Below are 13,083 nucleotides of genomic sequence, written 5' to 3'. Positions count from 1 at the left end.
GGGTCCTATGCGGCGTTGGGGTGGTTGACCAGCATGGCTTGGTGAGCCTCCAGCAGGATGGCGAGCAGTTCCGTGGCGGCGCTGGGCGTCAGGTGGGGCGGTCCACTTGGTAAGACGATGTGCGGAGTCGGCTGTTTACGAGTGATGGATGCAGTCATGATGAGAGGCGCTCCTATGCGTTCGTTGCTGGCGAGTAGGGGTGCGGCCCCGGCGACGTGCTTGGCGGTACTGGAGTCGGGGCCGTTTTGCCGCCGTACCTTGGCGTAGATCCGCACGTTGCGGTCGGCACCTCGGCATCTGGTCATGACGCAGGTCTCTTAGCTACGAGTGGGTGGCACGCCGGACAGCGCGCCACGGTGTTGTCGCGAAGTTCCATCTGCCGGGTGCGCTCGTCGCAGTGACCGCACCAATCTGGGGCGATCCTCATCGACGAACTGGGCTCGACGCCCTTGACCGCAGGCAGAAACTTGTCGGGGTCTTTCTCGATTGCCTTGGCCACGTAGCGACTGCGGTGCTTGACGGACCGGCCATCGAGGATCGTGTGGCGGATCGCGGCCGCATCGAGGAGGCGGATCTCGCGGCCGGTCAACTCAGCCAGGAGCTGGACGATACCGCGATCGATGGAGTCGTCGTCGTTCGCCCAGGCACGCGCGTTACGACGAGAAGACGACTGATTGTCTGCATCTTCTTCCGTCCTAGTCCCCTTCGGGGACTGGACGGAACTGCGTGGCGTTAGTAACGCGTTACGTTCGGCGTTACTAACGCCACCGTCGACGGCGTGTGGCTCAGTCCGGTTGCGTCGCCTGTCTCGCCACCTTTTCTGCCGCTCGGCGTTGGCCTTCCGTTCTGCCTCTACCCGCTCCTTAGCGGGCACGAATGCGAAGAAGTCGTGGATCACCCACCTCTTCGCCACAGGCGCCGGGCAGAGATCGGAGGGACACTCTTCGCCAGGCAGATGCCAGGTACCCCGGGACACGAGTTCGGTGATGAAGCGCAGCGGCTTTCGCACTCGCGGACACACGTCGATCAGGTCTTCCTGGAGTACCGCACCGTCGGTCAGGTTGTGGGCACACCAGAAGATTGCTGTGAAATGTATACGAAATGCGGCGTCCGACAGGCCTGCTACCTGCCTCCGAGTCGGGAATCGGTCGTCGAAATACAGCCCTTCCCGTTTCATCTAGTGCCTGCCTCTGTACGTCAGATGCAGACCGGCCGTGGTGTTGAAGGCACGGTCGATTCGCAGCGCGAGGTCACGGGCTGCCTTCCGGGCCACCGTAAGTTCTGACAGAGCCTTGTCAAGACGCTCGCCGGGGTCGCCATGGTCGTCACCCAGTTGTCCGGATCCCTGCATGCGCCGCAACGCCTCGCCGAGTTGCCTCAGCAGTTGGTCAAGCCCAGCTGTCGAAATGCCGATACGGCCGAGGACGTCGTACACGGTGGAGGGATAGGTGACGCCGACATGGGAGAGCGTGGCGTGATTGAGGACGCGGACGGCCTCGGATACGGCTGCGGCGACCTCGCTGGTGTAGTCGTCACCATTGGGGCCATCTGACGACAGCCAGACGGCGTCAGCCATCGACGTTGACTCCGATCGCTGAGATCTTGTCAAGATGCCTGCGTCCCGTCAGAGTGGTGACGAGAGTCAGCAGCCGACGCATGAGCCAGTGAGGCACCCCTAAGGTGTCTGTGCTTGCGATGGATGGGATGCTGAACATGACCTACTCCTTTCGAGTGGGTCTGGCGGGAGGCCCGGCGCCAGCCGGCCTGCAAGCAATGCGGGCGCCGGGTCCTCCTGTAGTGAACTTGCAGAGGACCAACTTCATGATTCGGCGGGAGCTGTTCAGCTACGCCGACATGCGCAGTTGTCCGCTTCCCAACTGCTGGTGATCCCCCAGACGCCTCACCCCCTTGTGTTCCAGGAATCACGTACGTAGCAGACGTATCTGCCATGATGACACAAATCACTTTGCTGGTCTTGACTCAAAGCAGTCAGAAGATTCACCTCGCGCTTCAGCGCCTCGTGATCTTCCTACCGTTCTCATCACCTTCACACCGCACCGCTGGTTTGCCGTGCGCGCGCATCCATCCGGCTAGTGATCCAAAGCACGGCCGACATCACACCAGGCCGGAGCCATCAGCCCATGGCGATCGCTCTCACCTTTCCTCCTTGTCTGGCGATCATATTGGTCTAAGTAGACAGTACTGTACTAGTTCAATCTGGGTATAGCTCAACTGTGCTTTCCTAGTACAGCTGAAGGACTTAGCCTTGGTGTTGTGTCCGTGCCTGATTTCAGCGATCCTAAGCCTGCCTACCTGCAGATTGCAGACGACCTGCGTCAAGAGGTGGCGGCAGGTCGACTCAAGCTCGGCGAGCGGCTTCCGGCGCGGCGGCAGTTGGCCCAGCGCTACGGCGTGGCCGTCGAGACGGTTCGTCGAGCCTTGAACGAACTCGCGCACGATGGCCTGATCAGCACGCAATCGACGCGCGGCACATACGTGGTCAAGGCTCCTGACCGGAATGAGCCGTCCTCCGAACTTCAGCAGGTGATGACCGAGGTGCGCCGGCTGGCCGAACGCATAGAAGGTCTGGAGTCTCGCGTGAAAGACCTCGAAGGCCGCTGACCCCCTCCACGCGTCCCTTCGAGCTCCATCCCTTCAGAACATCGCGCGTGCAATGCCACGCACCTTCGAGGTTCCTCCCTCTCGGGGCTCCGGGCTCTTCCTTGGCAGCCGAATCGGCCGTCGCGAAGCCACAGGTCCAGGTGGAGCGGCCCGAGCGGAGCGAGGGACGACTACCTGGAGGTGCGGCTCCGCGACGGCCATCATCGGCCTGCGAGGAAGACTCGGGCGACCGCGATTCTCACCCGCCGTTGAATAAGATCGTTTTTGACGGTTCCGCCTGCCAGTGTCTTCTTCCAGAGCTCGCGAAAGGCAGTGACGCTCTCCCGCGCCGGGCAGCGCCTACGCTTCCGTGCTCACATACTGAAGCCAGACCCACGACGAAGATCGCTGCGACTGCGATTGGTCGGTGGCTGGTATGCCTGGGAGGGGCCACGCTGGTCGATGCGGTTGTGGGGCGGCTGAGCATCCGGTCGCTTTGCTGCGGCTTGTTCGGCTCGGACGGCTCGTTCGAGGTCGCGCTGGTCAGGTGGCAGGTCGGCGCGGCGGATGATCTCGCGTTGGATCGTACTGAGTTCGTGCTGAGCGGCCTTATGAGCTTGGTGAAGCCCTTGAGTGCGCCTCTTGACAATGTCGACGTCGCTGTCTCGGGCAGCCTGCAGGCTGATGTCGAAGGAGTGCGACAGTTCGGCGTGGCGGCGGCGCAAGTGCGGCCAGGAGCCAACCGGCGGGGCCTGTGCGGCGGTCTGGCGAGCGGACTCTTCCAAGACCGGGCCATGGGCACGGATCGGCGCGAGGTGCTGGGTTACGCGCTCCTCACTTTCGTGCAAGTCGATAAGCTCGGCCGTCAGGTCTCGGCGACGGCCTCGCTGCCACGGGCGCAGGCTGGCCAGATCGTCCTTGACGGCATGCTCTTGTCGGCGCAGCTCAGTCAGGCGCTGGCGGCCCTCGGTGACCGCCTGGCGTGCCTGCTGGAGCTGGAGGGCGGCGGCCTCGGCCGTCTCAATCCGGCTGATCTGCTCCTCGATGTCGGCGCGCTCGGCCAGCAGGCACCGTTCTTGTGGGCCTCCGCCCTCAGCGGCCAGGCGCTGAGCGATCTGTTCGGCGGCTCTGGCCTCGGCAACCGCCGTGTCGAGTTGTCTCCCGAGTCGGTTCATGCGGTGATTCAGCTCGGCGTCGTTGGCCAGCCCGACACCGTAGGGGGAGTTGGTCAAGGACTGCAGAACGCGGGCGCGCTGCACGGTGATGCGAGCTGCGCGATCGGCGGCCTGCACCTCGGCTTGGGCGCGCTCGAACTCGGCATATGGAGACGCGTCTGCTTGGACAGGCGGGATGAGGCGTGTCTGGTGGGCGATGGGTTCGGGTTCGGGAGTCAAGAGTTGGTCGGCGCGGTCGCCGTAGAGGGCCGTGGCGTAGGCGGCCAGGGCGCGCTGCAGTTCATCGGCCGGGCCGCGGGTTGGGCCTTGGCGGAGCCGGTCGGCGTCGCTTTCCAGGAGCTCAAGAGGTAGGTACAGATGGGCACTGTGCCGATCGCGGCTCAGGGCCGTGTACGCGCTGTTCGGGTCCAGGCCCAAACCGTAGACGAATGTGTTTCGACCGCTCAGGCCCTGGGCGGAGGCCACGGTCATCACGGTGCCGTACGACAGACCACCAGCCGCGATGTAGGCAGGGCTGACCCATTCACGTACCACTGCGGCTCCATCCAGCCCAGCCCGACGCCATTCGACCTGTACGCCCCGTCTGCTGTCGATGGCGGTGACATGGCCGCGGTAGCCATTGAGAACGTCCACTGGGCCTTCGCCGCGGCGGGTGCGGTAGTCGTTCTTGCGTACCCGTACGTGATCCCCGACGGCCAGGGCGATGCTTGAGCCGCCAGCCAGGTGGTAGAGGCGTTCAGGGCCGGAGAGCTCGCCCAGTTCGCGGCGGATCGCTCGGGCGGCCAGGTTGAGCCGGTTGGCAGCCTCGTTCGTTCCTGCCAGCACCAGCAGGTCGGCCAGTTCGTCATGCACGCCCGGCCCTTCGACGCCCGGTACGGTTGCCGGACACCGGCCCAGTCGGCGATCAACCGGGCCATCGTGTCGTCGGCTCCTGCCTCGGCGTGTACGTGGCCGCCTGAGGCCCAGGTGTGCAGGGCTTGGCGGTGTTGGCCGGCTCGAAACAACTTCAGGGCTTGGCGTTCGAGAGGGTCGCACTGGCGGCGGTTCTGCCGCAGCACCAGCCCGTCGACCTGGCGGTGGATGGCAGCGAATCCGCCGCCCACGCCGATCGCGCGCAGTTGCTTGGGGTCCCCGAGGAGCACCACCTTGGTGCCGTGCCGCTCAGCGTCGTCCAGGAGAGTGGCCAACTGGCGGTCATCGACCATGGCGGCTTCGTCGACCACCAGCGCGTCTACCCCGGCCAACCCCCGCCCGCGCTGGATGCGCAGCAGCCAGGTGGCGATCGTGTCAGTGCCGATGCCGGATTCGGCGCGCAGGGTGGCGGCGGCGACCGCCGCAGTGGTCGCGCCCCGGACCACCAGGCCCCGACTCTCGTAGGCGGCGCGGGCGGCGGCCATCAACGTGGTCTTACCCGCGCCGGGCACGCCGATGATCGCCTCCACCCCGTGTCCGGCGCGCAGGACGCGTTCCAGCACAGCTCGTTGCTCGCCGGTGAAGGCCATCTGGTGGCCGACCTGGAAGGTGTCCAGGGCCAGGCAGACAGCATCAGCGTCCAGCACGGCCACGCCGCCGTTGTAGCGGCGGCGCACGATGGCCAGCAGGGCCTGTTCGGCGGCAAGGATGTCGGTGCTGGTGTAGCGAGCGGAGTTGGCCATATGACGCGCCCCGGCATCACTCAGCCGCACCGCTGGAGCCAGCGTCAGCACCTCATCGGCCAGCGTCTCGGCCTCGGCCAGATCCGTCACCCCGCCAGGAAGCGCGTCCAGGACCGCAGCCAGCACAGCGGCCCGGGACACCTCCTTGCGATGCGCGGTCAACCCGCCCTCTGGCCGCCAGATCCACGCCGCGATCTCCGCCGGAGAAGGCCGCACGGGCAACGGTGCGCCACTACGGCAGGCTGCGACCAGCGCGACCGGGTCCACGCCGACCGCTTCGAGCTGGTTGTGCCAGTCGGCGCGCAACTCGGCTTGCCCGGGGTCGGTTCTGTGCTGGCGGCTTTCGGCCGAGGCCACCTTCTTGGCCCGCCGAGAGGCCTCTCCAGCGGCGAAGCCGAGTTTGGTCAGTATCTGCTTCACCTGGCCGTCACGCTTAGAGAACAACGTCCGCACCGCGGCTGGGACGGCTGCGATCTCCCACTCTCCGGTCTCCGGATTCCGGATCCAGGCGATGCCGTAGCGCTCAATCGCTACTCGGCGCACTCGCGCCTTGAAGAAGGCGTCGGCGGCGTGCGCGTGCCGGTACAAGTCCCGTCCTCCGGACGCGACCGCCGACCATTTCCCATCCAACCCGCGCGCCGCGTTCACGATCACCACATGCGCATGCCAGTGCGGATCCGGCGCCGACGACCCCACCGGACGCGCGGTTCGGTGCGTCATCACCCAGCCGAGTAACCCGCTCGTGCCCATCTGCTCAGCCAGCCGGCCGTTTCCCTGGTGACCTCGCTGACCGTAGCCCACCCACTGCTCAACCGCCGCGACCGTCTCGAACACCGCTTCAGCGGCGACATCTTCCAGTGCCGCCGCGAAGCTGGGGTCGGCCAGCCCGATCAGCACCGACACGCTCTTGGTCACGTCAAGAGTCAGGTCATAGCCGCGGTTGCCGATGCGAACCCGTGCGTCGCGCCACTTACGCGCGTGCGCCAATTCCTCTCGCTCGTACACCTCTGCCAGGTCGACACCGGCGGCGAAGGCCAACTGTTCCAGATCATCAATGCGCACCAGGTGTGCCTCGCCCTGCCGAGCGATACCACGTGCCATCTGAGCCGCCCGCTTGACCATCGCCGGGCGGGCGACCAACAGGCCCTCCACAGTGGTACCGCGCTTGGCTGCGGTAGCCTCCAGCGCCTCCCCAAGCGGCGCCGCAGGCAGCTTGCCGCGTGGATCGACGACATGCTTGGCCTTCATCAGCAGCTCGCCGGTAATCGGGTCCTCACCGTTCATCAACGCCCGCGCCATGCCGTGCTGGTCGGCCGTCAGCGCAGTGCCCGGGACGATGCCCACCTCATGCAGACCCGCACCGATCCACACCAGCCCGCGCTCACCGCCCAGCCGGTAGCTCAGCTGCCCGTCCAGTTCTTCACTGGGGTCGTGACCGCGCTCGCCCGCATGCGGCACGCCACAACCGGCGCCCTCCCGTAGTCGATAATCCACCTGCTCCATGCAGGGACCGAGCACATTCACCCAGGCCATGCGACCCCCGTCCAGACGGTGGCGGTAGCGACGATGGCAGGGCCGCTGATGGCGGGAGCAGCCCAAGATGTATCGCAGATACCTTCGGTCTAAGTCTTGAATTGATCTTGTAAGGAATTATGACAGATTGTGTTGATATTAGGTAGATCGTAACTAGAGATGGTGATAGAAGCGTTGAAATAGTGGTTTCTGAAAGATCTTGCTTGAAGGTTGTTGCGCGTAGATTTGATGTCAGTAACTGGCTGCCGATCACCTTGGGCGGCCGGGGGTGCCCGCTATCGGCTCAGGTGGTCGTGGTGTTACGCGCGGGATCGTTGTCAGCGGGTCACGCGGATTTGTTGTCAGTGGCGCCGGTCGTCATCGACGGGCAGCAGCGCTGCCGTACGGCGTAGCCCGTATCGGACCTTGGCACGACAGCAGGCGGTGCACACCGCGCAGTGCCACACATGCCGGGTCAGGGGTTCGGTGATGGTTACGGGCCGATCGAGGTCACGGGCCTGGTCGGTCAGTGAGGCTGTGGAGGCGGTGGAGGCGGTGGCCGAGTCTGAGCGGTTGCACGCTTCTACAGGTAGAGATGATCGCCCGGGTGTTGAGCCTTCATCCAGGTGTCCAGGAGATTCGACTGCTTGGCCAGGAATTTTTGGTGAGCAGCAGGCAGGCCGTCGCCGGTCAAGGCAGCCTCCAGGAGTGTCTCGATCTCCCATGCGGCGAGACAGCCGCTGAAGTGGGCGACACTTTCAATCGCACTGTTCGCCGCCGGTCCACCGTGGGTCACGGCGTTGCGCACTCGTACGAGCCGGTCGATCAGGCGCTCCCACTGGGCCTCAAGCTCGCGATGCCATTTGTGGAAGGCGGCCGGGTCATCCAGCCGCTGGTGAAGAGAGCTTAGCCGTCGGCTCGTCTGGTGGTGATGAGGGAAAAGAGCCAGCAGCTCTGTGACGGCTTGACGGGTCGAGTTTGGCACCAGTTCGACCCGGTCGAGGCCGTCGTAGTGCACCGTCTTGTCTGCGATGTCCTGGAGTTGCTTCCACATCGTTGTCGGCAGCTGCGACATATCAGCTCCGACCGCGTCATAGATCGTGGAAGCAAGCTCGCTGCGGGTCTGATACACCAGCCACGCTGGCTTCATGTACATGGTCAGGTGCTCTGCCCACGGCACGACTTTCGGCGTCGACGCCCTTGATGCCGCGACTTCGATCACGCGCACGTTCGCCGTCACACGGCCGAGGGCCGGTTGACTGAGGGCATCACGCCACCAGCCCAGCAGTTCAATAGCTTCAGCCAGCTGAACTTCCGTGATCGGGATCTTGCTGTGGTTCGTGGCCCAAGCCGTCATCTCCTTGAAGACGCGAGCTTGCTGGTCACGACTGCGCTGCCTGTCCGGAAAGCCGCTGCTGGGCGTGATGCGCTGGAAGCGCACATGAGTGGGCGATTGGTGCTGCGCGCCCGCGAGCAGATGCCAGACTCGGCTCTGGTCGGCGTCCGCGTGGAACTTACCAAGTGTGACCAGCGCCTCGACCTGGTCGCGAGCAGCACGCACGGGGTTGGCGTAGGTGTCGGCAGGCAGAAAGACGCGAACCAGCACGATGCCTTGGCCACGCGGCATCTCAGCGGCCATCAACCCATCGGACTCAGTCCACTGCTCACCGTACTGGGACAGTTTGGCGATAATCGCCTGTGGTTCGCTCGGGATGATCTGGCTGTCGAAGAAGGCCATGTTCCCGACCGTGACGGCTGTACACGAGTGAAGAGCGGCTCGTTCATACGCCAGCCACAGGACGTGCTGGCGGGAGGCGACGGGCAGACTGAGATAGCGGCTGACAAGGTCGCGTCGCTCGTCGGCGCTCAGATCGGTTGTCTCCCACACCTGCGGCGCCTCGTCGAGGGCGTCGGATGTGACGACGTCGCCCAAGTCGACGCGGACACGCTGGACCGTACGCGCGTCGTTGCTGAGAAGCCCGTCGACGTCATGGAGAAGATGTTCCAGATCGTGCTCGGCGAGACGGACGAGCTCGAAGAAGAGATCACGTCGAATGGCGATCGCCTCAGCGGACGAGTCGAGGCGTCTGCATTTCGCCCATAGATCGAACCACGCCGCTTGGAGCACATCGGAACTCTTGAGACGCTCGATGAGCACATTCAGCGCTGACAGAGCCGATGTTCGGCTCATGGCCGGGTCCGAGTGCAGCGATCTCAGCTCAGGCTGTAGTGCCCTGAGCTCTGCCCGTATCGCATCCTGGACTTTCGCGGGCAGCGCAGATTTGGTTGAACGAGTGAAGTCATCGATGGCTGATCGCAGCGCGATCTTGTGGTTACCCGGATCGTAGGCGCGTGAATCGCCCAACCATCCGTGCAGTTCGGCCGCAGCCGCGCACACGGTGAGGGTAGCAGGGCTGGACCAGCTACGCTCAGGGTCTTTGAGGGCATGGCGCACCTCGTCTGCTCCGTCTGGGGGTGATGTGCCCAAAGACATGTTCTGCCCTCGATCCTGCTACTTGTACCGGCATCTAGGGTGGCAGAACGAAGCTCTTGCGGTGGTTGGTCTGCGGTTTTGTTCGCAGTCCAAGGCGGCCGGAGACAAAGGAACGGTCCTGCTGACATCCTCGCCGCGCTCAACGATCGCCTTGGACGGCCGGGCGGCCGGGGGTGCTCGCCGTAGTAGTCGTCCTGCGCTTCCGAGCCGCTCGTTTCGTTGTCGTGGCGTCGCATCGCGCGGCGATGACGTGACGTCGGCGGCGGAGTGTCTTCGTCTGGGTGAGCCGGTGGGGGGTCGACCACCCACCATGCGTCCTCGTACTCGCTGGTGTCGTGTGCGGCGTATCCGAGGCTGAACAGCACATCGTCGTTGACGCGGACTTCGCCGTGCGGCCCGCGGATGATGAGGCCGGCCTGGCGGAGACATTCCTCGGCGTAAGGATGCTCGTCGCGGTAGGCGAGGCGGGCAGGGGGCCGAACGCGAGCGCGGCATACAGTACGTCGGTCTGTTCCACGGCCAGGATGCTGTGCGGGAACCGGGGGTAGGCGATCATGCTCTGCTGGTGGGCGTTGAGGATGTCCACGCGCGGGGTCAGGGTGTAGGTCTGCGGCGGGATGCGGCGCAGCGCCATCGGCCCGCCGAGTTCGGGGTGAGCGGCGATGTGGTCGAGAGCGGCGTGCATGCGGGCCAAGCCGAGGCTGAGGGTGCGAGCCAGTTCGGCGGCGGTGAGCGGGTAGGGGGCGCGGGCCAGCGCCGACAGCAAGGTCATCGCATCGGCGGCCATGCCCGGCTCAGGTGGCGGTGGGCCGATAGGGGCGAGCGGGTCGGATGCGATGGTGCGCGGGTTGACCAAGACCGCGTCGAGTTCGTTGATGAGGTCGGCCGGGTGCATGTCCAGGCGGCGGGCAAGTTCGATGACGACTTTGACGGGGCGCTCGCGCAGGTCATTGAGCTCGGTCCGGTCGAGCTCGTGGGGGTGGATGCCGAGGAAGTCGGCCAGCTCCCAGCGCGACAGTCCGCTAGCTTGCAGGCGCTGGGAGAACGCGGCCATGTCGTTTGCTCGGGCCGTCTCGATGCCGGTCACGGCATCGGCCATTCGATGGTCGAGGCGGCCGGTAGGTAGCCGATCGCCAGAGCTCGCTCGCCCAGCCAGGTTCTGCTGATCACTGGCAAAAAGCCCATGCACAATACGCCTGGCTATTGTCAGTGAGCAGCTACCGCCCGCTGATCACCTCGCTCCTGCGATGAGGGGCCGGTTCCCCGGCCTGCGGCCCGACTGGTCTGGTCGATGAGGGCGATCATGTCAATTCCGGTGGAACACCCTTACCGCCAGCACTGATCGGATGGGGTGCTCGCGTGGCTCGGCGAGCCGATCGATACTCAGCCCAGCGTCGATGAATGCGTTGATCAGATCGGACAGCGGCACATGGCTCATGAAATATGAGATCACGATCATTGCCGCGTTACGGCTACGCTCTCGCCGTGGACCGCTACGCCTGGCTCCCCAGTCACCAGCAACACGCCGCCTACAGCCTCGCGCATGCCGATAACCTGATCGAACGCGCTGGCCGCATCGCTCTCGAGCACACCCAGCGAGGCACCATGACCCTGGACGACAGGGTCACCGGGAACCTCGTCGCCATGACAGTGACCGGCGTAGCGCCCCTCCCGCAAGCCATGGTGCGGCTGGCCTCCGATGCGCTCAACCAGCTGCGGTCGACTCTTGAACACGTCCTTTATGCCGAGATAGAGCATCGGGTCAGTGTTCCTCTGACCAGCGGGCAAGCCCGCGGGGTGGAGATGCCCTGCGTATTGTCCGCCGACAAGCTCCGGGAGTGGGCGACGAAGGGAGCGCGTCGTGACGTGGGCGTGCTGCATCCTGGGACAGATCTGTATCGGCGGATCACCGACCTGCAACCGTTTCAGCGCAGAGACTTCCAAGCCCACCCGCTGAAGGTTCTGGTCGAGCACACCAACCACTCCAAGCACCGCACCCCGTCAATCGCCGCCACTCTTATCGGCGCCGTGACCCCTGACCGGCCATCCGATGACATCCAGGTGACGACACCACCGGGCCGTCCGATTCAGGTCGGCGACGTCCTGGCCAGGCTGCCGGTCGGCGGCGTCGTCGAGGTCAACCTGTGGCCAAAGGTCTCGATCCAGCGCCCCCACACCCAGACCTGGCACATCCTGATCCACGAATTGCGCGACCTTGAATCCTGGGTTCGCCGAATCGCCCTACCGATGCTGATCGCAGGTACCACCGACGTCAGCCCGCTGCCGCCCCACCTCGACATCACCGTCGGCTACGCCGACTTCCGCACCGCGCTCGACGCAGCCAGCCCCGCTCCTGCCGCGGACCGCCTCGACAGGTGGCTGCGCGCCGAGATCGCGCGCCAGGCGATCCCCGACGTCCTGCGCGCGCATCCCCATGGCATACCGCACGGCCAGCCCTCACCGCATGGGCCACCGCACTGAGCGACGACGAAGCACTTCAAAGAGTCGACAGCCTGCAAGGGCTTGAAAGGCGCACGCTCGATGCCGTCGTCCGCGCCATGATCGACGAGGCGCTGAGCACCTGACCGGCTCCACTGGCCTGGCCACGCCCCGGCCGCGCTACGGCCGGGGGCGAGGCGGCTGGGTCAGCACTTGGGGTCCAGCCGGTCCAGCCCGCGATTTCGCCGAGGTGTGACGGTCCTGGTGGCTCAACAGCCGAAGTGGCGCGATCGCTACATCCACCACAACGGGCTTTACCGCGGGTCGCGCACGAACGCGAGAAAAGCCTTGCCGTGATCCGTTGTCACCGCCTGCCAGGCCCCGTCGGCACTCATCATCCCCTGGAGGGCTCCGTTGACCAGGCCGCCGTCAGTCAGTGCCGCGTAGAACCGCTCAATGACCATCTGTCCCTTCGCTCCTAACTCCGGCAATGCCGCCGTGATCAGCTGGGTTCGCGTGGACGACAAGGCAAATCGGGGACGCGTGAGTTCGGAATGCTGATCGAACCAGCCCGGCGGGTCGTTCAGGAGCATCAACAACCGCAGGTGGGTGGGGGTCAGCCTGTCGATGAGCTCCAAGTACAGCTGCTGAATGTCCGGCTCTGGAGCGCCCGGCATGGCGGAATTGAGCACCGCGTTCCGAAGAATCGCGATCTTCTCCTGCTGCGAGGTGCGGAACGCGGTCTGGGTGGCGGTCATGATCGCGTCGACGAAGGCATCGTTCTCGACGAGCGCGTCCGGCTCGAATTCCTCGAATCGCTGGCGCAGTTCCTCCACCGCTTCGGCGAGTTCGGTTAGCCAGCGCTCGCGCCGCTGGTTGACCTTGTGATTGAGGCCTGCCATCAGCGCCACAGCGATCGTGCTGCCTGCCATCGGCACGAGGTTGACGGCCATCTCAATGACCTTGTGCGTTATCTCGCGGCCCTTGCTGTGGGCCGGCGGCGTGGTCTCCATGGATAAAGAATGCCGAGCGGGAGAACTACGGTGAGCTACTGACAAAACTTGACGCCGACCACTGTCATCCTTCCGACGCGCAACACGTCGTACGACCTGAACGGACGGATCGGCGGGTGCCGGTCCACCGAAGTGGCACGGTGAAGTTGAACAGCTCAGAACCGATCATTCGGAGGCGCCCTGCCAACCTGCAG

General features: G+C 65.0%; 10 protein-coding genes. 2 read left to right on the top strand and 8 right to left on the bottom strand.

What is annotated here, in order from left to right; translation table 11 throughout:
• Positions 1-5 precede the first annotated feature (5 nt).
• Genes ACQPYK_RS01600 through ACQPYK_RS01590 form a run of 3 tightly spaced genes read right to left on the bottom strand, consistent with a single transcriptional unit; the run spans position 6 to position 1,576 of the window.
• On the bottom strand, positions 6-305 hold the full coding sequence (locus tag ACQPYK_RS01600; protein WP_355510411.1) for a hypothetical protein: 300 nt from the start codon (positions 303-305) through the stop codon (positions 6-8).
• The gene (locus tag ACQPYK_RS01595) at positions 302-1,177 is read right to left on the bottom strand and encodes a hypothetical protein (RefSeq protein WP_433249022.1); all 876 of its coding nucleotides are present in this window, start codon (positions 1,175-1,177) and stop codon (positions 302-304) included. Before ACQPYK_RS01595 ends, ACQPYK_RS01600 begins: the two co-directional genes overlap by 4 nt.
• Positions 1,178-1,576, bottom strand: coding sequence for a hypothetical protein (locus ACQPYK_RS01590; protein ID WP_433249019.1), 399 nt, complete (start codon positions 1,574-1,576; stop codon positions 1,178-1,180).
• A gap of 698 nt (positions 1,577-2,274) precedes the next feature.
• On the opposite strand from ACQPYK_RS01590, the gene ACQPYK_RS01585 reads away from it, so the two are divergent.
• Positions 2,275-2,622, top strand: a complete 348-nt coding sequence (locus tag ACQPYK_RS01585) for a GntR family transcriptional regulator (protein WP_433249017.1) — start codon at positions 2,275-2,277, stop codon at positions 2,620-2,622.
• Positions 2,623-2,975: 353 nt separating this feature from the next.
• Here the strand turns inward: ACQPYK_RS01585 and ACQPYK_RS01580 are convergent, their stop codons facing one another.
• The 4 genes from ACQPYK_RS01580 to ACQPYK_RS01565 all read right to left on the bottom strand — a co-directional run bounded on the left by ACQPYK_RS01580 (position 2,976) and on the right by ACQPYK_RS01565 (position 10,524).
• Entirely contained in the window at positions 2,976-4,310 is a 1,335-nt protein-coding gene (locus ACQPYK_RS01580; protein ID WP_433249014.1) for a hypothetical protein, read from the bottom strand.
• The gene (gene mobF, locus ACQPYK_RS01575; protein WP_433249011.1) at positions 4,247-6,964 is read right to left on the bottom strand and encodes a MobF family relaxase; all 2,718 of its coding nucleotides are present in this window, start codon (positions 6,962-6,964) and stop codon (positions 4,247-4,249) included. Before mobF ends, ACQPYK_RS01580 begins: the two co-directional genes overlap by 64 nt.
• Before the next feature lie 562 nt (positions 6,965-7,526).
• Entirely contained in the window at positions 7,527-9,398 is a 1,872-nt protein-coding gene (locus ACQPYK_RS01570) for a hypothetical protein (RefSeq protein WP_433249008.1), read from the bottom strand.
• A gap of 178 nt (positions 9,399-9,576) precedes the next feature.
• Positions 9,577-10,524: a hypothetical protein gene (locus tag ACQPYK_RS01565; protein WP_433249005.1), complete on the bottom strand. Its 948-nt coding sequence runs from the start codon at positions 10,522-10,524 to the stop codon at positions 9,577-9,579.
• Between the two features lie 398 nt (positions 10,525-10,922).
• Here ACQPYK_RS01565 and ACQPYK_RS01560 point away from each other — a divergent pair, with 398 nt between their 5' ends.
• Complete coding sequence (locus ACQPYK_RS01560) at positions 10,923-11,918, top strand: hypothetical protein (RefSeq protein ID WP_433249002.1); 996 nt, start codon at positions 10,923-10,925, stop codon at positions 11,916-11,918.
• 272 nt (positions 11,919-12,190) lie between these two features.
• Here ACQPYK_RS01560 and ACQPYK_RS01555 read toward each other — a convergent pair whose 3' ends face one another.
• On the bottom strand, positions 12,191-12,889 hold the full coding sequence (locus tag ACQPYK_RS01555) for a hypothetical protein (RefSeq protein ID WP_433248999.1): 699 nt from the start codon (positions 12,887-12,889) through the stop codon (positions 12,191-12,193).
• Positions 12,890-13,083: the final 194 nt, after the last annotated feature.

It is taken from the genome of Streptosporangium sp. CA-135522 (assembly GCF_050949235.1).
Lineage (GTDB): Bacteria > Actinomycetota > Actinomycetes > Streptosporangiales > Streptosporangiaceae > Streptosporangium.
This window is presented reverse-complemented; position numbering and strand designations above follow the sequence as displayed.

What these genes read in the sequence shown, in the direction of transcription:
- ACQPYK_RS01600 (WP_355510411.1), bottom strand. Translation starts at nt 305, where the DNA reads ATGACCAGATGCCGAGGTGCCGACCGCAACGTGCGGATCTACGCCAAG.
- mobF (WP_433249011.1), bottom strand. Translation starts at nt 6,964, where the DNA reads ATGGCCTGGGTGAATGTGCTCGGTCCCTGCATGGAGCAGGTGGATTAT.
- ACQPYK_RS01555 (WP_433248999.1), bottom strand. Translation starts at nt 12,889, where the DNA reads ATGGAGACCACGCCGCCGGCCCACAGCAAGGGCCGCGAGATAACGCAC.
- ACQPYK_RS01595 (WP_433249022.1), bottom strand. Translation starts at nt 1,177, where the DNA reads ATGAAACGGGAAGGGCTGTATTTCGACGACCGATTCCCGACTCGGAGG.
- ACQPYK_RS01590 (WP_433249019.1), bottom strand. Translation starts at nt 1,576, where the DNA reads ATGGCTGACGCCGTCTGGCTGTCGTCAGATGGCCCCAATGGTGACGAC.